Source organism: Flavobacterium caseinilyticum (assembly GCF_004349085.1).
GTDB lineage: Bacteria > Bacteroidota > Bacteroidia > Flavobacteriales > Flavobacteriaceae > Flavobacterium > Flavobacterium caseinilyticum.
In genome coordinates, this window is record NZ_SMFM01000011.1 from 62,864 (window position 1) to 86,684 (window position 23,821).

Here is a 23,821-nt window from a genome sequence, read left to right on the forward strand (position 1 = left end):
CTACACGAGCATATAATTATCCAACGCTGCTTTCTCTCCTTCCCAGTCTCTGGAAATAGAATCTTTTATGAATTTTGCCGGAATGCCTCCAATTAATATATTAGAACCATAAGAAGTATAATCCGTATTGCACAAACTATTTGAAGCTATCGTACAAAAATCTGGCGTTTTAGTACCCTGAAGCGCAGTCACTCTGCTGGATGCATAATTGTAATTTCCAATTAGAACGGGTGCTGTCATTTTAAACTTTTCGCCGGTTTGCGTATCCATCATCTGATGAAAATTAGTATCCATAATTTGGGATTCCGAACCAAAACGGGCGTAATTTCCAAATACAATTCTTTCCACGCAAATCAGTTTTGCATTGGAAGCCAATGAAGCCATGTGCCCAAATTCACAATATCCATTCTCTCCAACGTATATAAAATAATCTTTCCCAAATTGTACATGACCCGTAAAAACAAGCGTTCCCAAAATATTGATTTCGGCAATTCCTTTATGTAGCGTGTTCATTTCATACGGTTGTCCAAAACCAATCATTCCTTTTTTAATAGCGCCCTTAATTTCGATTTTTCCTGTTATTGACGTAAATTTTACATTTCCATAAAAAAATACCGGAAGCTGTTTTGCAATACTATAAGGGAATTTCTTGAAATTAAAGTAGAGTGTTTTTGTCCAATTTACCGAATAATAAATTTTGAATTTTTTATAACTCGATCGTCCTTTTCTATAATTAAGTTTTAAAATTTCAATCATTTTTTCTTTTAATTATAGTATTGAACAATCCTTTTAACGCTGTTTTTTTATTCATTTGAAATACAACAAAAACAATGGAGAGCAAGCACATTACTGACATTAAACTGTATTTTAAAATTGGATTCGGAATGTATCGAAGCAAAAAAGTTGCCATACACATCAGGATGCAAATTAAATATATTTGATAAAATTCACTATCAAAAAAGAAACCATATCTTTTTTTAGTGATTATTTTCAAACCAAAAAAGTGAATCATATAATACACTAAAAAACTAAAACCCAGTCCTTCCAACCCATACAAATAATAGCCTAAGACATTTAAAAGTAACGATATCGCATTGAAACCAACAGCGGTCTTGAGAAACATACTTGAATCTCCTTTTGCAATCAAAATATAGCCCATCGACCAAGACACCGCTCTGAAAAGCATAGCCAATATCCCAAAACAAACCATTGGAATAATGGCAGTAAATTGCGATGTAAATACAATTTTCACGATAAGAGGTATCAACGTCAAAAACAGAATAATAATTGGCGTGATAATCAATATCGAAACAAAAGATTGCTGAATAACGCTGCTTCTTACTTTTTCATTGTCCTCACTAATGGAAGCTAATCTTGGGAAATAATCAGTACTCATAGCTGTAAAAATTATTCCTACATACGAATTCAGCAAAATAAACCCCGCATTATAAAATCCCACCTGTTCTAAATCCCCTTGCTTTCCGACATAAATTTGGATTAAATATGTAGTCAGCAAAGTCAGCGAACCACTTAATGTCAGCATGAATCCAAGAGTAACGATTCGCTTGGCGTCAGTCATAAATTGAGATTTCGTTAAACTCTTTCTTTCAATCTTTCCTTTTCTGGAATAATAATAGGAAAAAAATAAAGCGGAGACAGAAGTGACAATTATCGTTGGAACGATGGCGTCGATTCCATAAAAATAATACAACGGAATTGAGAATAACAAGCCGAATATATTTCCATACAAATTCGCTTTAGCCAAAAACCTCATTTTTCTTAAGCCTTGCAAAACTACTAATTCTGCTGTTGTCAATTGTTTAAAGAGCACTGTAATGGACAGAAAAACAAATGCATACATTTGATCTGAATTCCCAAAGGTAATTATGCTCAGCCAATTGGAAAAAACTACAGTTAACAAGGATCCCAGAATCCCCGTTAATAACGCTACTTTTTTAACAACAGAAACTGTAGTCGTAACCGTATTTAAATCTTCATTTTTATAATCTGCTGAAATGTGTTTGATCCCGCTTGTTTCTAATCCTAATCCCGAAAAACCGCTAATGATTCCAATGGCAGAATTCAGCAAAGCAATGATTCCCATACCTGCAGGACCTATAAACACAGCGATTAGTTTGATTCGGATTATAGCGATAATAATAGTTAGGAACTGAACACCACCAAAAAGCGAGGTCGTTTTTACAATTTGATGATATGACGTTTTAGTATCAGACACTCTTTAATATTGATTTAAAACCGCAATAATAAAATCTACCTCAGCCACTGTCAAAACTGGACTAATCGGCAAACTTAGAACTTCATTATGAATTTTTTCAGTAATTGGAAACCGCAAATGATTCCAGTGAGAAAACGCCTTTTGTTTGTGTGGCGGAACGGGATAATGTATAACTGTTTGGATGCTGTTGTTATATAAATAGTCTTGTAATTCTTTTCTGTTTTGGGTTCGAATGACAAATAAATGGAAAACATGATTGGATTGCTTTGCTCCTCGCGATAAAATTGTTGGAAGAATTATTTTGTCGTTTTTAATTTCGGACAAATAACGTTTAGCGATTATGCTGCGTTTTTCATTTTCAGCATCTAAATTTGGTAATTTCACATTCAGGAAAGCCGCTTGCAATTCGTTTAATCTTGAATTTACACCGATATAATCATTGTAATATTTGGTTTCCGAGCCATAATTTCGAAGCGAATGAATGACTTTGGCTAATTCTAAATCATTTGTGGTAACCGCACCTCCATCTCCCAAAGCTCCCAAATTTTTTCCCGGATAAAAACTGTACGCTACGCTTGATTTTTGATTGCTGATTACTGATTCTTGATTTCTGATTGTTCCGTGAGCCTGAGCCGCATCTTCAACCACCAATAAATCATTTGCCAAAGCAATTTCATTTATAAGATCCATTTCTGCTAATTGTCCATAAAGATGAACGACCAGAATGGCTTTGGTTTTTGAAGTGATTTTTTCTTCAATTAAAGCGGGGTTGATATTGTAGGTTTCCAACTTTGGCTCGACCATAACAGGAATTAAATCTGCTTGTAAAATAGCGAGAATACTTGCTATATAGGTATTTGCAGGAACAATGACTTCATCGCCTTTTTGCAATTTCCCTAACTGAATATATCCTTTGAAAATCAAAACTAGAGCATCAAAACCATTTCCAACACCTACACAATATTTTGTGCCGCAATAGTTGGCAAAGTTGCTTTCGAATGCCTTGACTTCGTTCCCTAAAATATACCAACCATTATCTAAAACCGCTTTCAATTTTTCCTGAAAAGCGGCTTCATATGGTTGGTTTATTTTTTTTAAATCAAGAAATGGTATCATATGAGATTCATTTTATAAAAATCCTGACTGTAAACAGAGCAGCCTAACTCTTCTTTTTGTTTCAAAAGTCCGGCATGATATCCTTTTTCATTGTCCTCATTTACAATTCCCATATCAAAAAAAAGTTTACCTTCATTCTTATATTTTTGAATCAAATTAATGAATAAATAATCCAACGCACGCAACTCTTCGCCTTTTTTCGTGGTGGCTCCATATTGTGATTTCACAACAGTTTCGGTTTCGAAAATTGTGATGCCTGCAATAATTACATCCTTATGGTATACAGAAAATTGTTTGATATTATTCGGAAATTTATCTTTTAATAATTTGATTTCTTGTGAAGTATGAACGGGTTTGGCACTATATTTCTCCAATAATCTTGGTTCCAAAACCAATTCCCAAAATGATTCCAATTGCTGTTCTTCGACCATTTCCAAATCGTGTTGTTCAATTTTTCTGAAATGCTTCAATTTACTTTTTGAAATCGTCAAAGGCATGGCTAAATTGATCCCCAAATTCATTTCTTTTTTATCCAAAAAAGCTCCTTTTTTAAGCATAAAAAATTCCATTTCAGCGTTGCCTTTTGAAGTATAAAATAACGGAATGGATTTAAAAAAGAACGATTGCACCCTGTTTTCTTTAAAAAAAAGCAAAAGAGAATCCAAAATATGTTCTACTTTTTCTCCAATTAATTTTGAGGAATAAACCAATCCGCCATACGTCAATCCTTGATGGGAATAAACGATTGCTTCAACTCGATTTGCTGGTAAAACAGCAATTAGTTTTTCATTCTCGAAAATCAGCAGCGAGAAATCCTCAAATCGATCTTTGTGGTATTCCATAAAATCTCGGTGAAACAAAAAAGTAGCATTTTTGGCCTGACCAATAAAGGCATTCCAGTTCGCATAATCACTTTCCTGGTACTGTTTGACGGAATAATTTTTCAAGTCTCGTTTTTAAATTTGGAAAATAATTATTCATTATTCTACAAGTATATTAATTTTTATAAAATTAGATAATTAAATATAAAACACTAATTTTAAATTTAATTATCTAATTTTAAATGAAACAAAAGCTACGCTATCTCATTATTAGCCTCTTTTTCATGCTGTCCAATTCCATTTTTGGACAAGATATTTCCTTGTATAAACAATTTAACGGCAGATACGATTTTTTATATGTTGGCAACACTTTAAACAAAATTGAAAATGGAACTGGCGGACCATGTGAAATTAATACCAGTTCTTCGGCGACTTTAAATTTAAATCCGGGGGACGTGGTGGAAAAAGCTTATCTCTATTGGGCCGGATCGGGAAACGGTGATTTCAATATAACTCTGAATAATCAAAACATAATTGCAGAACGCTCTTTCAATGTGCTGCATAGCACCTCCGCGCTGCCTTATTTTAGCGCTTTTGCTGATATAACTGCACAGATCCAAATTACGGGAAATGGCGATTATGATTTGAGTGACTTGGATTTAACAAGCGTGATTGATGATTATTGCTGGAATGGCACCAATTTTGGCGGTTGGGCAATTGTCATTATTTACAAAAATCCAACTTTACCACTGAATCAGCTCAACGTGTATGACGGATTACAATATGTTCCAAATGAAATAAACATAACGCTGAGCAGCTTGAATGTTATTGATAATCTGGATGCTAAAATAGGTTTTGTTGCTTGGGAAGGTGATCAATCCATTAATGTTAATGAAACACTCCGTATCAATGGAAATCCAATTGGGAACCCGCCATTGAATCCAGTTGACAATGCCTTCAACGGAACGAACAGTTTTACCAATTCCACAACTTTGTACAATATGGATCTGGATGTTTACAACATACAAAATAACATAAAAATTGGGGATTCATCAGCTGAAATTCAACTTACTTCCGGTCAGGACTTTGTGATGATTAATGCTATTGTGACCAAATTAAACAGTCAGTTGCCCGACGCCACGATTCAACTTAATAAGGTTTCCTCAATTTGTGATTCGAGACAATTTCTAATAGATTACACTGTTTTTAATGCTAACAGCACCGCTTCATTACCCGCCGGAATGCCTATTGCCATTTATATTGACGGGGTTTTTATCAAGCTTGCTTCAACACTTTCGGTGATTCCTATAAACGGAAGTGAAAGCAATACAATTAGCATCATAATTCCGGACGGCATCGTAAATCCTTTTGATTTAGAATTCATTGTCGATGATATCGGAAACCGCATTGGAATCGTCACGGAAGTGAATGAGAATAACAATACTGCTATACTTTCAAAAATAGCCTTATGGTCTACGCCAAAATTTAATCCTGTACCTAATATTGAAACCTGCAACCAAGGTTTAGGACGAGGAACTTTTGATTTTACTGCCGCTGAGGAATTGGTAAAAGTAAATCCTGAAGATCTCGTTAGTTTTTACACCTCGCGTGAAGAGGCCGAAAATGAGGCTAACCGCATTTTAAATCCCACCAATTTCGTTACCGAAACCAGTTCACAAGAAATTTTTATTCGAGTCCAAAACGAAAATTGCTTTAGCCTCACATCCTTTATTGTGACGATAAAAAATTGTCCTCCTGTAGTGCACAATTATTTTTCGCCAAACAATGATGGTCTTAATGATACTTTTGTGATTGATTACTTGCGCAATATTTTCCTGAACTATCGAATTTCAATTTACAATCGTTGGGGAACTTTAGTTTGGACAGGAGATTCGAACTCAAATGATTGGGATGGATTTGCTAATCAAGGGCTGCTGCTGGACAGCAAGAAAGTTGCTGACGGCACGTATTACTATGTAATTGATTTGAATGATCGGGATTATTCAAAGCCTTTGGTAGGCTACTTGTTTTTGAAGAGTTAGAATTTTCCTTTACATTATTTTTGTTCTAACGTAGGCAAATACCATTTATATTTTACGGCCATTAAACGAACCGAAATAATAACAATTGAAGTCGTTAAGTATAAAATATCATTATCTAAATTCAATCGTCGAAGCAGGAAGAAGACAATCCCGCCCAAAATACAAATCGTAGCATAAATTTCTCTTCTAAAAATAACGGGGATTTCAGTGCATAAAATATCGCGGATAACGCCTCCAAAACAAGCGGTCATGGTTCCTAATGCGATGCAAATAACTGGATGAAGTCCAATATTTATTCCTTTTTCAAGACCAATTAACGTAAAAACGCCAAGTCCGATAGTGTCAAATAAAAATAAAGAAGTTCGCAATCTGTCGAATTTTTTTCGAAAAAGGATTGCCAAAACAAACCCAATAATGATTACATAAACATATTTTAAATCCAGCATCCATCCTACCGGCGTTCTGCCAATCATAATGTCCCGTAAGGTTCCACCACCAACCGCAGTGACAAATGCAATGATAAAAACCCCAAAAGGATCGAGTTTTTTACTCATGGCTGTTAGTGCGCCTGACATGGCAAAAGCCATCGTACCGATGATGTCAAGTAAGTGAAACATTTATATTGGGATTTTGACAAAAATAAAGAAAATACTCGTGAAAAGAGCTATAAATCCCTCCAATTAATGAATGTATTGGTTCCAAATAAATATTCGACTCGGATTAGAAAACTGGATTTTCTCTATGTATCTTTGTAGCTATTAATTAAATAGTTGAAAGTCTTGAAACAAATCACTTCGATACAAAATCCATATATAAAATCATTGGTGCAATTGCAGGAAAAATCGAAAGCGCGCAAACAATCCGGTACTTTTTTAATCGAGGGAAAACGCGAAATTTCGATTGCTGTCAAAGGTGGCTACGAAATGGAAACGCTATTGTTTCTACCTGAAATTTGTTCGGAAAACGAAGCCAGAGAATTATCAAAAAATGCCGAACTGATTGAAATCAACAAAGAAGTCTATCAAAAACTGGCTTATAGAGATACTACCGAAGGCATTTTGGCTGTAGCCAAAACCAAATCTTTGCAATTATCCGATTTGCAATTATCTGATAATCCATTGATTCTTGTTGCCGAAGCACCGGAAAAACCCGGAAATATTGGAGCCTTGCTTCGTACTGCCGATGCTGCCAATCTTGACGCCGTGATTATTGCCAATCCAAAAAGTGATTTATACAATCCAAATATTGTGCGTTCCAGCGTGGGCTGTTTGTTTACCAACCAAATCGCGACCGGAACAACATCAGAAATTATTGCTTTTTTGAAAGAAAGAAAAATCAATTTTTATTGTGCGACTTTACAGAACTCTACCTCGTATCATACGCAGGATTACACCACTCCAACAGCGTTAGTCGTAGGAACGGAAGCCACCGGATTGACTGAAGAATGGAGAAAAGAAGCGACCCAAAATATTATTATTCCGATGCAAGGCGAAATCGATTCGATGAATGTTTCGGTTGCCGCGGCAATTTTGATTTTTGAAGCCAAAAGACAAAGAGGGTTTTAGATTTAAGATTGCAAATTAAAAAGCAAATACTAGTAAAGGCTTACCCATTTTATTAATTACAGAAATAATATGAAAAATAGATTATTCGTTGCGATAGCATTACTTTCAACCGCTCTTTCTTTCGCACAAATCAGCTCGACACAAGTGGATGAATTAGTAAATCGTACTTTAAAAACTTTTGACGTTCCGGGAATTGCAGTCGCAATCGTTAAAGACGGCAAAGTGATTCATGCCAAAGGATATGGTGTAAAATCAATTTTGACTAATGAGAAAGTGGATGCGAACACGCTTTTTGGAATTGCATCCAACAGCAAAGCGTTTACAAGCGCCGCACTGGCTATTTTAGTTGACGAAGGAAAAGTAAAATGGGATGACAAAGTCATCAAATACCTTCCTAATTTCAAAATGTATAATGATTATGTGACAAACGAATTTACGATTCGGGATTTGCTGACACACCGAAGCGGATTGGGACTCGGCGCAGGAGATTTAATGATATGGCCTGGAGGCGGCAACTTTACGCCAACAGATATTATTGAGAATTTACAATATTTGAAACCCACTTCGGCTTTTAGAACCAAGTATGATTATGATAATTTACTTTATATAGTTGCCGGAGAAGTTATACAATCGGCAAGTGGTAAGAGCTGGAGCGATTTTATAGAAGAGCGCATTATGAAACCATTGGAAATGAATAGTAGTGCCGCTTCATTTGTTCGACTGAAAGACACGACAAATATCATTGCGCCCCACGTTCCGATTGATGGAAAACTGCATGTAATCAACCGCTACAAAGATCAAATTTTTGATGCGGCCGCCGGCATTTACTCCAGTGTAAATGATTTGAGTAAATGGACAATTATGCAAATGAACAACGGAAAATACGGACCTGACAACAAACATTTATTTTCTCAAAAAGAGCACAGTGAAATGTGGCAATTGCAAACTATAATTCCTGTAAGTACGAAAGCTCCCTATAATACTCATTTCAGTGGTTACGGACTGGGCTGGTTTTTGAGTGATGTAAAAGGATATAAACAGGTAGGTCACACCGGCGGATTAGAGGGAATTGTCACCCAAATAACGCTATTACCAGAACTGAACCTCGGAATTATTGTTTTGACCAATCAACAATCCGGCGCTGCATTTTCATCGATTACCAATACTATAAAAGACAGTTATTTAGGAATACAATCCGAAGATTATGTGGCGAAGTACAGCACGAATCTAAAAGAAAGTGTAGCCTCTGCCGATAAAGTAACCGATGATGTTTGGGCAAGAGTAGCCAAAAACAAAAGTGACAAAATCAAAATTGATTTCAAAAGTTTCGTCGGTACCTACAAAGACAATTGGTTTGGTGAAGTCCTGCTTTCAGAAAGAAAAGGAAGATTGTATTTTGCTTCAAAACGATCTCCACAACTTACGGGCGAAGTTTTTTTATACAAAGAGACTAATTATGTGGTAAAATGGGATAATGCTTATTTTCATGCTGATGCGCATTTATTTTTTGAATGTGATACCACCGGAAAAGCAGTCAGAATAACAATGAAACCCATATCTGAATTGACTGATTTTAGTTATGATTTTCAGGATTTAGATTTTAAAAGAGTACAATAAAATATTTAAAATTCAAATTTGTGATTTACATCCCGAAACACCTTTTTACTTGCATATCTCCCAACTAATTTCTATTTTTAGAAAATGAACCATGCCGTTATGACAGATATCGATATCGAAAAAGAAAATAAAGCAATTGCTCAAGAATACAAAGAGTTACTCCGTATAAGCTACCAAACATTAAGTGATGAAGACAAAAAACTCATCCGAAAAGCATTTGATGTTTCTGTAGAAGCGCATAAAGAACAACGAAGAAAATCCGGCGAAGCCTATATTTTTCATCCTATTGCTGTGGCAAAAATTGTCGCTTCCGAAATAGGTTTGGGAGCCACCTCCATTGCTGCCGCACTGCTGCATGATATTGTAGAAGATACACCCACTACTATTCAGGATATCGAGCGCTTGTTTAACCCCAAAGTGGCACAAATAGTTGAGGGACTGACAAAAATATCGCTAGTGCAAAGAGATTTGAATGTTTCAATGCAGGCCGAAAATTTCCGTAAAATGATATTGACGCTGAACGATGATGTTCGTGTTATTCTTATTAAACTCGCCGATCGATTGCATAATATGCAGACGATGGATTCGATGCAGGAAGATAAGCAGACCAAAATCGCATCGGAAACCTTATACATTTATGCTCCATTGGCGCATCGACTGGGCCTATATAACATTAAAACAAAACTCGAAGATTTAGGATTAAAATATACAGAACCCGAGGTTTATAATGATATTGTCAGCAAAATAAAAGAAACCAAAGAAGAGCAAGATGCCTACATTGATGACATTACAACAGTATTAAAAACTGCATTAGATGCAGAAGGAATTGATTACATCATAAAAGGGCGTCCAAAATCCATTTACTCCATTCGTAAAAAAATGCAGGCGCAGAACGTTAGCTTTGACGAGGTGTATGATAAGTTTGCGTTGCGAATTGTTTATAAATCAACTCCAAATGAAGAAAAATTTATTGCCTGGAAAATATATTCGATAGTAACAGACTATTACAGACCGAGTCCAAGTCGTTTGCGCGATTGGATTTCGTCGCCAAAATCTACGGGCTACGAAGCGCTGCACATTACCGTTATGGGGCCAAAAGGTCGTTGGGTAGAAGTTCAGGTTAGAAGCGACCGTATGGATGAAATCGCTGAAAAAGGATATGCCGCACATTACAAATACAAAAATGGAGCTACTGAAGAAAGTGGTTTGGATGTATGGCTTAATTTACTGAAAGAAGCCTTAGAAAATGCGGAGACTAATGCAGTGGATTTTGTGGAAGATTTCAAAATGAATTTATATTCTAAAGAAATCTTTGTATTTACCCCAAAAGGAGAAATAAAATCATTGCCCAAAGGCGCCACTTCGCTTGATTTTGCATTCAGTATCCACTCCGAAATAGGAATTAGAACCAGAGGAACGCGTGTCAATGGAAAATTAGTCCCTTTGAATTTCGAACTAAAAAGTGGCGATCAAATTGAAGTTATCACCTCACAGCATCAAAAACCCACAATCAACTGGCTGGATTATGTAACGACTTCCAGAGCCAAAACGAAGATAAAAAACGTTTTAAACGAAAACACCAAAAAAATTGGCGAGGAAGGAAAAGAAATGCTTACCCGAAAACTAAAGCATTTAAAAATCACTTTAAGCGAGTCAGTGGTCAACGAATTAGTAAACTTTTTTAAACTAAAAACCAGTTTAGATTTATTTTACAGAGTGGGAATTGGCGCCATAGAAAATCAGCAACTCAAAGATTTCGCAGCACAAAAAAGCAATAGTTTCATTAATTTTTTCAAAAACAAAATGAAACGTTCGCCAAGTACTGCTGACGAAGACATTCATAAACCAATCATAAGCAGTAATTACGATATGCTTGTTTTTGGCAAGGAACACGACAAACTGGATTACAAATTGTCACCGTGTTGCAACCCAATTCCGGGCGATGATGTTTTTGGATTTGTAACTATAAATGAAGGAATAAAAGTGCACAAAAAAGATTGCCCAAACGCCATTGGAATGCAATCCAATTATGCCTACCGAATCATGACAGCAAAATGGATCGACTCTTCACAAGAAGAATTTAAAGCCATTATAAACATAACCGGTATGGACGTTTTAGGATTGACAAACCAGTTAACAAAAGTCATCTCTAATAATATGCATGTTAATATTCAGAGTATTTCTTTGAGCACTGATGCGGGAATTTTTAATGGTCAGGTTGCGGTAATTGTTCAAAACAATACCATTTTGAAGAAGATGATCAACAATATCAAAAAAATTGACGGAATCGACAAGGTAACACGAGAGTATAAAACGTAGAAAAGTGTTTGTTTTATTATATTTGGTTTTGGTTTTTTCAATCTGTAGCTGAATAAACTTTAAACTAATCAAACCCGAAACTTTAAACTTTAAACTAAAAAATTTATCTTTGCCCCATATGACACTCATTTCCACAGATAACTCCAAAAACCAAGAAATTGTAAAAAATGTTTTTACGATGTATCTTGAAAAAAAAGGGCACCGCAAAACTCCTGAACGGTATGCTATCCTTCAGGAAATTTACGATAGCGAAGAACATTTTGATGTAGAAAACCTGTATATCAAAATGAAAAACAAAAACTATCGTGTGAGTAGAGCAACCTTGTATAACACTATCGAATTGTTATTGGACTGTGCTCTGGTACGCAAGCACCAGTTTGGACAAAATCAGGCCCATTATGAAAAATCATACTTCGACAAACAGCACGATCATATTATCATGACCGATACAGGTGAAGTAATCGAGTTTTGTGATCCAAGAATTCAAAGTATCAAGAAAACAATCGAAGAAATATTCGACATAGAAATTACCAACCACTCGTTATATCTCTATGGGGTAAAGAAACAAAAAAACAGTTTGGATGAACAAGATCGTTCACAAATATAAAATTAACTACAAATAACATACAGAATGACCGTAGATTTATTACTAGGATTACAATGGGGAGATGAAGGAAAAGGAAAAATTGTTGATGTTCTAACTTCAAATTATGATATTATTGCTCGTTTTCAAGGAGGTCCAAATGCAGGACATACTTTGGAATTTGACGGAATAAAACATGTTCTTAGAACCATTCCATCTGGTATTTTTCATAAAACTGCCATTAATATCATTGGAAACGGAGTTGTAATTGATCCTGTAGTTTTTCAAAAAGAAATTGAAGGCCTTGAGAAATTTAATTTAGACATCAAAAGCAAATTAATTATTTCAAGAAAAGCACATTTAATTTTACCAACACACCGTTTATTAGACGCTGCTTCTGAGGCTTCTAAAGGAAAAGCAAAAATTGGTTCTACTTTAAAAGGAATTGGTCCTACGTATATGGACAAAACCGGAAGAAACGGAATACGTGTAGGTGATATTGAATTAGAAGATTTTGCAGATCGTTATAGAGCTTTGGCTGACAAGCACGAAGCTATGATTAAATTCTACGATGTTGCTATCCAATACAATTTGGAAGAATTAGAGAAAGAATTTTTTGAAGCTATCGAAGAACTAAAAAAATTAGATTTTATTGATAGTGAAGAATATTTACATCAAGCCCAAAAAGCAGGTAAATCAATATTATGTGAAGGTGCTCAAGGTTCATTATTGGACGTTGATTTTGGAACGTATCCATTTGTAACCTCCTCTAACACTACTGCTGCTGGCGCATGTACCGGTTTAGGAATTGCTCCAAATAAAATCAAAGAAGTTTACGGAATTTTCAAAGCATATGTAACACGTGTAGGAAGCGGTCCGTTCCCAACAGAACTTTTTGACGAGGATGGCGCCACTATGGCACGCGTAGGTAATGAATTTGGATCTGTAACCGGAAGACAAAGACGTTGTGGATGGTTAGACTTAGTAGCGCTTAAATATGCGGTTCAGGTTAATGGTGTAACGCAACTAATGATGATGAAAGGTGATGTCCTTTCAGGATTCGAAACCTTAAAAGTATGTACGGAATACAATTATAAAGGAGAGAACATTTCTCATTTCCCTTATAACATTGAGCCAGAAAATGTAACTCCGGTTTATCAGGATTTCAAAGGATGGAAACAAGATTTGACTGGTATGACAACTTATGAAGAATTACCGACAGAGTTGAAAGAATACATTGCTTTTATTGAAAAAGAAGTGGAAGTTCCTATCAAAATAGTTTCTGTAGGTCCAGACAGAAAGCAAACTATTCTAAAATAAGATTACGAAACGTCCCGATAAATCGGGACGTTTTTTTTTCCTCTCCCCAACCCTCTCCAAAGGAAAGGGAGCCGAGACTGGAATATTTTTTAATAATAATTTTCTACTAAACAGAAAAAACACTTTCAATCCCCCTATGAAAAATCCAACTATCAAAATACATAAAACCGAATTGCTCTCTGACAATTGGTATATCTTAAACAAAGTAACTTTTGACTATCAAAAAAAAGACGACTCTTGGATTACCCAAAAAAGAGAAGTTTATGATCGAGGAAACGGTGCTGCTATTTTGCTTTACAATACACAACAAAAAACAGTTATTTTAACGAGACAGTTTCGTCTGCCTACGTATCTTAACGGAAATGAAACCGGAATGATGATTGAGGTTTGTGCAGGACTTTTAGACCAAGATAATCCGGAACAATGCATCATTCGGGAAACCGAAGAGGAAACTGGATACCGCATTTCTAAAGTCCAAAAAGTAATGGAAACTTTTATGTCACCCGGAGCCGTGACCGAAATTTTATATTTATTTGTTGGCGAATACAATGAATCCATGAAAGTGAATGACGGTGGCGGAGTCGAACATGAAGAAGAAAACATAGAAGTAATGGAAATGACTTTTGACGAAGCTTATTCCTTGATTGAATCTGGTCAGATACAAGATGCAAAGACTATTATGTTATTACAATATGCTAAAATTCATAATTTAGTTTAAAAATTAATTACACCACAACTTAAAATTACTACTCGAATAATCTCCTGATTTTTGAAATCGGGAAACCTTACTATACCCCAAATTAACTGTTTTGGTCTCAAACCTCCTTGGGATTTTAGTTGTATTAATGTTAAAAATGTATAATTAAAAACTAATTTTTTCATAAAAAAAATACATTTCAACGAGTATTCAGGTTACTTATAGAAAAAATAAATCATTATTGAAGTTTCTTCGTAATTTTATCTTATAAATAATAGCTGTCCTTATTTCTAAAAAATAATACAACGGCATTACGTACGAGGAAAAGATTCTTTATCCCCATAAAAGAAAGCTTTCATCCCTGAAAAATTTAGAATTATTCTAAATTTTAGACTTTAAATTTTAAATTGATCGATAATCAATTTAAAAGTGCGAAATAAAATTTACAGGTTAAAACTTATTCAAATACATTATAAAAAGCTCTTTTTTAGTGATTACTGTTTTTTAAAAAAATCACTTCAGGTCGAACTGAAAATCAATTTGTCCCAATCTATAAGATCACCTACATCTTATTTTGATTATCATATTTTTTTTTAAAATAGTTAAGCATTGCAAAGGAAATATTGTCTGTTTGCGAAATTTAGCAAATACTCTTGTTTTTAAATTAAAAACACAAAACGCCCCATAGTGTTACATTTCACAATTAACACCTAAGTTAAAAACTCCAGATCTGTTTATAATTAAAAAATCAAAAATTAAAAGAATGACTAAAAAAATTACTCTCCAATAATCATCTTTTTTAGTGATTATTAAGCATCATTAATCGCGCTTTAATTCTCAAATAAGTTGAAATAACGTAATACCTTATTTATTATCAACTTCTGAAAAATATTTATTTCAAGCAAATAATTTTGTATTTCGAACCAAAACACATTAGGAATAGACACTTTTCTAAAAATAAGTGACTATTTACTGAAAACTTTTCGACCATTGTCTCGTCCTACAAAAATCAAATGTGAATGCAATTATTTAAAATATTTTCACTTTCTAACGATTTAAAACAAATCAATATGAAATCAACTTTTACTATTTCGAAAAAACAATTTACGATTTATTTATTAAGTTTTTTAAGTTTTTCAGCGACGCTATTTGCTCAAACTGCAACAGTAACGACCAATAAATTAGATTATACTCCTGGTCAAACAGTTATTATAACGGGAACTAATTGGCAACCCGGTGAAACGGTAAAACTCACACTCGTTGAGACGCCACTGATTCATCCGGAGGAATATTTATATGCCGTTGCTGATAGTGCGGGAAATATATACAACAATGAATATGTAATACAGTTACATGACATTGGACAATCATTTACACTCACAGCAACAGGTATTACTTCAGGATATAGTGCCCAAACCTTTTTTACGGATTCTTTTGGTGTAGGAGTAGCCCCTATTATTCCTCCATCTGGTGGATTTAATATTGACGGAACGCTTCATGCCAATACAATGGCGGGAGATTGGCTGCAAGGGACAGGCTTGGGAGGTTATGTACTTAACGCTGATGGCAGTGTTCCTGCGGCAAATGCAGGAGTCACTTTTCATTTGGTCGATAAGTATGGTGAAGCTGAAAATAATTTTGCAGGCGGTCTAAAGGTTAACGACGACCCCAATACCATGACATGGGTTACAAATACCACGAGCAACAAAACCGACATGAATAACGGTCTGATGCATTTTTCAAAAGATGCAAATGGCCATCAATGGGTGGTAGTGGCAGCCGATCGATTGAGCAATAACGGTACCGCATATATTGATTTTGAATTTCTGCAAAATACATTAGATATTACAGGTTCTACCAGTGGAGGGTTTACATCAGAAGGACCAGATGGCGGTCGCACAGTCAATGATTTTGTACTTACTTTGCTGCTAACGCAAGGTGGATCTGCTGCCGGATTTTTCATAAATCGATGGGAGAGCACAGGCAGCGGTTATGACTACATCGACAGAACAGCTTCTATTCCGATAGGTTCTGTTTTCGCTGCTGTAAATACTGCTGACGGAACACCTGTTTCTTTTGGTGCATTTGGAAACACAACGTATGAGAAAAACACATTTTCTGAAGCAGCAATTGATTTGACTGCGCTTTTAGGCGCAATTGATCCGTGTACATCGCTAGGAATCAAAACAATTTTTATAAAAACCAAAGTATCCTCATCTTCATCCGCAGGTATTGCTGACTTTATTACACCTCTTCAGGTTTCACTGCGTTTGGGAGTTGCCGATGCCGGAGTAGATCAAGCGCTTTGCTCCACAGGAGCATCTACAAATTTCAATCTAATTGGAACAGCAAATCCTAGCCCTGGAGATGCCATTCTTTCAGCGGTATGGAGCGTCTCTTCAGGCAGTGCAACAATTATTAACCCAAATTCATTAACAACCGCAGTTGCTCAAGTAACTAGTGGTTCAGCTACGATTATTCTAACCGTTACAACGCAGAAAGGCTGTGTAGTGACCGATAAAGTAGAACTACGCGTTACTGAATCAAACATTACTTGCCTTATATCTGGGGTTGATATTGTATGTCCGAAATCAATCACGACCTATTCGGCTCCTGCCAACGGTCTAAACTACAAGTGGACAATAAATGGAAATGCAACAATTTCCGGAGCAGATAATCAGCAAAATGTAAGCATTTCGGCAGGTTCCGCATGCAGCGAATCGTATACATTGTCATTAAAAATTACGGATGCTAATGGCTGTATTACCAATTGTGAAAAAATAGTCAAAGTTGAAGACAAAGCAGTACCTATAATTCAATCTTGTCCTCCAAGCATAAAGCTGGCTTCAAATTCAAATTGTGAAGCTGTAGTACCAGATTTTACCGCTTACATTGCTGCAACTGATAGTTGTACTGCAGCTGAATCATTAATTATTACCCAATCTCCGGTCGCAGGCTCAGTTGTCGCCGCTGGTACAACAAAAGTCATATTATCTGTCAAAGATTCCTGTAATAATGAAGCAACATGCGAAACAAATCTAATTGTAACAAATTATATTGTTGCCAATGACGACATCGGAACGGCTGTTAATGGTTCTATAGGCGGAACAGCTTATGCAAATGTTTTGGCAAATGATTTTTTAAACTGTCAAGCTGTTAACATAGCCGATGTCAATTTAAGCTTTGTCAGTTCAACTAATAGCGGAGTAACGTTAAGCGATTCTTCTGTTATGGTAGCTGCAGGAACACCAGCAGGTTCTTATTCCTTAACGTATCAAATCTGTGAAAAATCAAATCCCACAAATTGTGACACTGCTGTAGTTTCGGTTGAGGTTACAGCTGCTTCTATTGTGGCTAATGATGATGCTGGAAATCCTATTAATGGCTTGAACGGAGGAACAACTGTCACCGATGTATTAGTGAATGATACTTTGAATGGAGCAGCTATTTTAGCTTCGCAAGTCAATACTACCTTTGTCTCTTCTACCAATGCTGGAATAACACTATCTGGCACCTCTGTCCTGGTAGCGGCGGAAACTCCTGCGGGCACTTATTCCTTGATTTACAGTATCTGTGAAAAATTAAACCCAACAAATTGCGATCAAGCAACGGTTACAGTAACTGTGACTGCAGCGTCTATTGTTGCTACTGACGATATTGGGAATGCAGTGAACGGCCTAAATGGAGGGACGGCGGTCACCAATGTATTAATAAATGATACTTTGAATGGAGCAGCTGTTTTAGAGTCGCAAGTCAATACTACTTTTATATCTTCAACCAATACTGGAATAACGCTATCAGGCACTACCGTTCTGGTAGCGGCAGGAACTCCTGCGGGCACTTATTCCTTAATTTATAAAATTTGTGAAGTTTTAAACCCAACTAATTGTGATCAAGCCACAGTAACCGTAACGGTGAATGCAGCGACAATCGTTGCCAACGATGACACAGGATCTCTTATTAACGGGTTTACCGGTGGAACAGCCGTAACCAATGTACTTTCTAACGATACGCTTAATGGAAGTCCCGTTTTAGCCTCTGAAATTACTACTTCCTTCGTGTCTTCTACCAATGCTGGAATTACGTTATCCGGAACCTCTGTTCTGGTCGCAGCAGGAACACCATCTGGCTCTTATTCTCTGATCTACAGCATTTGCGAAATATTAAATCCAACCAATTGTGATACCGCCACGGTTACTGTCACAGTGAATGCGGCTACTATAGTTGCTAATGACGACATAGGAAATGCGGTCAACGGATTATCCGGTGGAACTGCTTTCACCAATGTTTTAGTAAATGATACATTGAACGGTGCAGCTGTTTTGGCTGAGCAAGTCAACACTACTTTTATATCTTCTACTAATACGGGAATTACTTTATCCGGTCTAAATGTGATGGTAGCACCGGGCACTCCTAATGGAACTTATTCTTTAATTTATAAGATTTGCGAAAAATTAAATCCAACCAATTGTGATACCGCCACGGTTACTGTTATAGTGAATGCGGCTACTATCATTGCAAATGATGACAACGGAACACCTGTAAATGGTTATGCCGGTGGAACAGCTGTAAGCAATGTATTGACAAATGATACGCTAAATGGACAACCTGTTTTAGTTTCCCAAGTCAATACTTCATTTATATCTTCAACCAGTGATGGAATTACTTTAAATGGCACTACTGTGGTTGTAGCGGCAGGTACTCCTGCGGGCACTTATTCCTTGATTTACAAAATTTGCGAAATATTAAATCCAACCAATTGTGATACCGCTACGGTTAATGTTACAGTGAATGCGGCTACAATAATTGCAAACGACGATATCGGGAGTACAGTGAACGGCCTAAATGGAGGAACGGCGGTCACCAACGTTTTAGTAAATGATACATTGAACGGTACAGCTATTTTGGCTGAGCAAGTCAACACTACTTTTGTGTCTTCTACGAATGCTGGAATTACTTTAAATGGCACTGCTGTTCTTGTAGCGGCAGGAACTCCTGCTGGCACTTATTCCTTGATTTACAAAATTTGTGAAATATTAAACCCAACTAATTGTGATCAAGCTACAGTGAGCGTAACGGTGAGCGCAGCTACAATAATTGCAAACGACGATACAGGATCTCCCGTTAACGGATTCACCGGTGGAACGGCTGTAAGCAATGTATTGATAAATGATACGCTGAATGGAGTAGCTGTTTTGGCTGAGCAAGTCAACACTACTTTTGTGTCTTCTACGAATGCCGGAATTACTTTAAATGGCTCTGCTGTTCTTGTAGCGGCAGGAACTCCTGCGGGCACTTATTCCTTGATTTACAAAATTTGTGAAATATTAAATGCAACCAATTGTGATACCGCGACGGTTACTGTTACAGTGAATGCGGCTACAATAATTGCAAATGACGATACGGGAGATGCGGTCAACGGATTCATCGGTGGAACGGCTTTAGCCAATGTATTAATAAATGATACTTTGAATGGAATAGCTGTTTTGGCTTCGCAAGTCAACACTCTTTTTGTATCTTCCACGAATGCTGGAATTACATTATCAGGCACGAGTGTTGTGGTGGCTGCAGGAACTCCCTTTGGCTCTTATTCGCTGATTTACAATATTTGCGAAAAATTAAACACAGCCAATTGCGATCAGGCAACTGTAACGGTTAATGTGTACGCACCATCGATAAATCTATTAAAAGACGGTAATTATGTTGACAGCCTTGCGCCTGCTGGGGTAAGCGTTGGTGATATTATTAATTATACCTTTACTGTGACAAATTCAATAGGCAGTTCGGCACTCACTAATGTAACAGTTAAAGATCCACTTGTAACTGTAGTTGGCGGACCTATTGCATCTTTTGGTTCAGGCGCTGTCGACACTACGACATTTTCGGCCACATATAGCATTACTCAAGCTGATATTGATGCGGGGCAAGTAAATAATTTAGCTACGGTATATGGCACCCCAATATCCGGTCCAGAGGTTAATAATACTTCTTCTGATCCTACTCCTTGCATTATTTGTACTCCTGTTCCCGATTGTCCAAATTGTACTTCAACCGCACTTACACAAAATCCTAAAATTGCGCTTGTAAAAACTGCTTCAATCAGTGGAACAGGAGCTGTGGGAGATGTAATTACGTATACTTTTACGGTAACCAATACCGGAAATGTGACAATTACCAATATCGTAATCACCGATCCTTTGGTTGGTTTAACGATCTCAAATAGCCCTATTTTATCTCTAGCTCCGGGTGCTACCAACAATACTATTACTGGAATCTATACAATTACACAAGCCGATAAAGATGCCGGTAAAATAACGAACTCTGCCTTGGCTGTTGGAAAGGATCCAAAAGGAAATGATATATCCGATATTTCAGGTACTACTATTGACAATGATACGCCAACGGTAACCCCAATCACACAAAATCCGAGCATCGCTTTAGTGAAAACTGCTTCAGTTGGTGGAACAGGCGCCGTGGGAGATGTAATTACGTATACTTTTGCGGTAACCAATACTGGAAATGTAACAATAACTAACCTCGTAATTACCGATCCGTTAGTTGGGTTAATTATCGCCAACAGTCCAATTGCTACTTTAGCACCAGGCGCAACGAATAATACTGTTACAGGAACCTATACAATTACACAAACTGATAAAGATGCCGGCAAAGTGACAAACTCAGCTTTGGCAGTAGGACAAAATCCTAATGGTGGAGAAGTAAAAGACACTTCAGGTACGGCTATTGACAATGATACGCCAACTGTAACCGTAATTTCCCAAACTGCAAGCATCGCTTTAGTTAAAACTGCTTCCGTTGGTGGAACAGGCGCCGTGGGAGAAATAATTACGTATACTTTTGCGGTAACCAATACTGGAAATGTAACAATAACTAACATCGTAATCACCGATCCGTTAGTTGGTTTAATCATCGCCAATAGTCCAATTGCTACTTTAGCACCAGGCGCTACAAATAATTCTGTTACCGGAACTTACACAATTACACAAGCCGATAAAGATGCCGGTAAAGTAACAAACTCTGCGCTGGCAGTAGGACAAGATCCGAATGGTGGAGAAGTAAAAGACACTTCAGGTACTACCGTTGAAAATGACACGCCAACGGTAACGCCAATAACACAAAATCCGAGCATCGCTTTAGTGAAAACTGCTTCAGTAGGTGGAACAGGTGCCGTGGGAGATGTGATTACTTATACTTTTGCGGTGACCAATACCGGAAATGTGATAATAACTAACATTGTAATCACCGATCCGTTAATTGGTTTAATTATCGCCAATAGTCCGATTCCAGGTCTCGCACCAGGAGCAACAAATAATACTGTTACAGGAAGCTATACAATTACACAAGCCGATAAAGATGCCGGCAAAGTGACAAACTCTGCTCTGGCAGTAGGACAAAATCCTAATGGTGGAGAAGTAAAAGACACTTCAGGTACAGCTCTTGACAATGACACACCAACAGTTACCCTAATTTCCCAAACTGCAAGTATTGCTTTAGTAAAAACTGCTTCAGTGGGCGGAACAGGCGCCGTAGGAGATGTAATTACGTATACTTTTGCGGTTACAAATACCGGAAATGTAACAATAACTAACATCGTAATCACCGATCCATTAGTTGGATTAATTATCGCCAATAGTCCAATAGCTACTTTAGCACCAGGCGCTACAAATAATTCTGTTACCGGAACTTACACAATTACACAAGCCGATAAAGATGCCGGCAAAGTAACAAACTCTGCTCTGGCGGTAGGACAGGATCCAAATGGTGGAGAAGTAAAAGATACTTCAGGTACTACCGCTGAAAATGACACGCCAACGGTAACCCCAATTTCCCAAACTGCAAGTATTGCTTTAGTGAAAACCGCTTCAGTAGGTGGAACAGGTGCCGTGGGAGATGTAATTACGTATACTTTTGCGGTAACCAATACTGGAAATGTAACAGTAACTAACATCGTAATCACCGATCCGTTAATTGGTTTAATTATCGCCAATAGTCCGATTGCTACTTTAGCACCAGGCGCTACAAATAATTCTGTTACAGGAAGCTATACAATTACACAAGCCGATAAAGATGCCGGCAAAGTGACAAACTCCGCTTTGGCAGTAGGACAAAATCCTAACGGTGGAGAAGTAAAAGACACTTCAGGTACAGCTCTTGACAATGATACACCAACTGTAACCCCAATTTCCCAAACTGCAAGCATCGCTTTAGTGAAAACTGCTACAGTGGGTGGAACAGGCGCTGTGGGAGATGTAATTACGTATACTTTTGCGGTAACCAATACTGGCAATGTAACAATAACTAACATTGTAATTACCGATCCGTTAGTTGGTTTAATTATCGCCAATAGTCCAATTGCAACTTTGGCACCAGGCGCTACAAATAATTCTGTTACTGGAACCTACACAATTACGCAAGCCGATAAAGATGCCGGCAAAGTAACAAACTCTGCTCTGGCAGTAGGACAAGATCCGAATGGTGGAGAAGTAAAAGACACTTCTGGTACTACCGTTGAAAATGACACACCAACAGTAACCCCAATAACACAAAATCCGAGCATCGCTTTAGTGAAAACCGCGTCAGTAGGTGGAACAGGTGCCGTGGGAGATGTAATTACGTATACTTTTGCGGTAACCAATACTGGAAATGTGATAGTAACTAATATTGTAATCACCGATCCGTTAATTGGTTTGATCATCGCCAATAGTCCGATTGCTACTTTAGCTCCAGGCGCTACCAATAATACTATAACTGGAACATATACCATCACCCAAGCCGACGTTGATGCCGGCAAAGTGACAAACTCTGCTCTGGCAGTAGGACAAAATCCTAATGGTGGAGAAGTAAAAGACACTTCAGGTACAGCTCTTGACAATGATACACCAACTGTAACACCCTTAACACAAACTCCAGGTTTAGAAGTCATCAAAACTTCCAGTACGCCTTATTATAGTTCTGTTGGAGACATAGTTAATTACACTATTCAGGTAAAAAATACTGGCAACGTTACATTATATCAAATAGTTGTACAAGACCCGTTGACTGGATTAGATGAAATTATTGAAAGCTTATCTCCTGGAAGTATCCAAGAATATACTCAAAATTACACGGTGACCCAAGAGGACAGAATAAACGGTTCTGTAACTAATACAGCTACTGCAACTGGAAAAGATCCAGATGGAAATTCAATTTCTGATCAAGACACAGTTGTTGTTGAAGCTCAAATTGTATTAGGATGTGGAACTGTAACGGTCCATAATGCTTTCTCTCCAAACGGGGATGGAATCAATGAAGTCTTTACAATTGATAATATTGACGATACACTATGTTATCCTGAAAATACCGTTTCAATTTACAACCGTTGGGGTGTATTGGTTTACGAAACCAGTGGATATAACAACAACGATAAAGCATTCAGAGGCGTTTCTGAAGGAAGATCCACTATTAGCCAATCCTCTGGTTTGCCTACCGGCACCTACTTTTATATTTT

Annotated in this window: 13 protein-coding genes; 8 read left to right on the forward strand and 5 right to left on the reverse strand. The window is 37.0% G+C overall.

Annotated features, from left to right (window positions below; all coding sequences use genetic code 11):
- Genes E0F89_RS16150 through E0F89_RS16165 form a run of 4 tightly spaced genes read right to left on the reverse strand, consistent with a single transcriptional unit; the run spans position 1 to position 4,299 of the window.
- Positions 1-756, reverse strand: a complete 756-nt coding sequence (locus E0F89_RS16150; protein ID WP_243699541.1) for an acyltransferase — start codon at positions 754-756, stop codon at positions 1-3.
- Positions 749-2,236 (reverse strand): oligosaccharide flippase family protein, encoded by a 1,488-nt coding sequence (locus E0F89_RS16155; protein ID WP_131910764.1) that lies wholly within the window; start codon positions 2,234-2,236, stop codon positions 749-751. The genes E0F89_RS16150 and E0F89_RS16155 overlap by 8 nt, the downstream gene beginning before the upstream one ends.
- Positions 2,237-2,239: 3 nt before the next feature.
- Positions 2,240-3,352 (reverse strand): DegT/DnrJ/EryC1/StrS family aminotransferase, encoded by a 1,113-nt coding sequence (locus tag E0F89_RS16160; protein WP_131910765.1) that lies wholly within the window; start codon positions 3,350-3,352, stop codon positions 2,240-2,242.
- Positions 3,349-4,299, reverse strand: a complete 951-nt coding sequence (locus E0F89_RS16165) for a peptidoglycan bridge formation glycyltransferase FemA/FemB family protein (protein ID WP_131910766.1) — start codon at positions 4,297-4,299, stop codon at positions 3,349-3,351. The genes E0F89_RS16160 and E0F89_RS16165 overlap by 4 nt, the downstream gene beginning before the upstream one ends.
- Before the next feature lie 116 nt (positions 4,300-4,415).
- Between E0F89_RS16165 and E0F89_RS16170 the strand changes: the two genes are divergently transcribed.
- Positions 4,416-6,215 carry a gliding motility-associated C-terminal domain-containing protein gene (locus E0F89_RS16170; protein ID WP_131910767.1) on the forward strand — a complete coding sequence of 600 codons (1,800 nt, stop codon included), beginning with the start codon at positions 4,416-4,418 and terminating at the stop codon, positions 6,213-6,215.
- 14 nt (positions 6,216-6,229) lie between these two features.
- Here the strand turns inward: E0F89_RS16170 and E0F89_RS16175 are convergent, their stop codons facing one another.
- Positions 6,230-6,832 carry a trimeric intracellular cation channel family protein gene (locus tag E0F89_RS16175; RefSeq protein ID WP_131910768.1) on the reverse strand — a complete coding sequence of 201 codons (603 nt, stop codon included), beginning with the start codon at positions 6,830-6,832 and terminating at the stop codon, positions 6,230-6,232.
- Between the two features lie 162 nt (positions 6,833-6,994).
- Here E0F89_RS16175 and E0F89_RS16180 point away from each other — a divergent pair, with 162 nt between their 5' ends.
- The 7 genes from E0F89_RS16180 to E0F89_RS16210 form a co-directional block, all read left to right on the forward strand.
- The gene (locus tag E0F89_RS16180; protein ID WP_131910769.1) at positions 6,995-7,780 is read left to right on the forward strand and encodes a TrmH family RNA methyltransferase; all 786 of its coding nucleotides are present in this window, start codon (positions 6,995-6,997) and stop codon (positions 7,778-7,780) included.
- Positions 7,781-7,849: 69 nt separating this feature from the next.
- Entirely contained in the window at positions 7,850-9,397 is a 1,548-nt protein-coding gene (locus E0F89_RS16185; protein WP_131910770.1) for a serine hydrolase, read from the forward strand.
- A gap of 99 nt (positions 9,398-9,496) precedes the next feature.
- On the forward strand, positions 9,497-11,716 hold the full coding sequence (locus tag E0F89_RS16190; RefSeq protein WP_131910779.1) for a RelA/SpoT family protein: 2,220 nt from the start codon (positions 9,497-9,499) through the stop codon (positions 11,714-11,716).
- 118 nt (positions 11,717-11,834) lie between these two features.
- Positions 11,835-12,323 carry a Fur family transcriptional regulator gene (locus E0F89_RS16195; RefSeq protein ID WP_131910771.1) on the forward strand — a complete coding sequence of 163 codons (489 nt, stop codon included), beginning with the start codon at positions 11,835-11,837 and terminating at the stop codon, positions 12,321-12,323.
- 24 nt (positions 12,324-12,347) lie between these two features.
- The gene (locus E0F89_RS16200) at positions 12,348-13,619 is read left to right on the forward strand and encodes an adenylosuccinate synthase (RefSeq protein WP_131910772.1); all 1,272 of its coding nucleotides are present in this window, start codon (positions 12,348-12,350) and stop codon (positions 13,617-13,619) included.
- A 136-nt stretch (positions 13,620-13,755) separates the two neighbouring features.
- Positions 13,756-14,337, forward strand: a complete 582-nt coding sequence (gene nudK, locus E0F89_RS16205) for a GDP-mannose pyrophosphatase NudK (protein WP_131910773.1) — start codon at positions 13,756-13,758, stop codon at positions 14,335-14,337.
- Between the two features lie 1,049 nt (positions 14,338-15,386).
- On the forward strand, positions 15,387-23,821 hold an 8,435-nt coding region (locus E0F89_RS16210; protein WP_165930057.1), incomplete at its 3' end, for a gliding motility-associated C-terminal domain-containing protein.

Bases quoted from the DNA above. Each gene is read 5' to 3' on its own strand.
- E0F89_RS16185 (WP_131910770.1), top strand. From the start codon at position 7,850: ATGAAAAATAGATTATTCGTTGCGATAGCATTACTTTCAACCGCTCTT.
- E0F89_RS16195 (WP_131910771.1), top strand. From the start codon at position 11,835: ATGACACTCATTTCCACAGATAACTCCAAAAACCAAGAAATTGTAAAA.
- E0F89_RS16175 (WP_131910768.1), bottom strand. From the start codon at position 6,832: ATGTTTCACTTACTTGACATCATCGGTACGATGGCTTTTGCCATGTCA.
- E0F89_RS16170 (WP_131910767.1), top strand. From the start codon at position 4,416: ATGAAACAAAAGCTACGCTATCTCATTATTAGCCTCTTTTTCATGCTG.
- E0F89_RS16200 (WP_131910772.1), top strand. From the start codon at position 12,348: ATGACCGTAGATTTATTACTAGGATTACAATGGGGAGATGAAGGAAAA.
- E0F89_RS16190 (WP_131910779.1), top strand. From the start codon at position 9,497: ATGACAGATATCGATATCGAAAAAGAAAATAAAGCAATTGCTCAAGAA.
- E0F89_RS16160 (WP_131910765.1), bottom strand. From the start codon at position 3,352: ATGATACCATTTCTTGATTTAAAAAAAATAAACCAACCATATGAAGCC.
- E0F89_RS16150 (WP_243699541.1), bottom strand. From the start codon at position 756: ATGATTGAAATTTTAAAACTTAATTATAGAAAAGGACGATCGAGTTAT.
- nudK (WP_131910773.1), top strand. From the start codon at position 13,756: ATGAAAAATCCAACTATCAAAATACATAAAACCGAATTGCTCTCTGAC.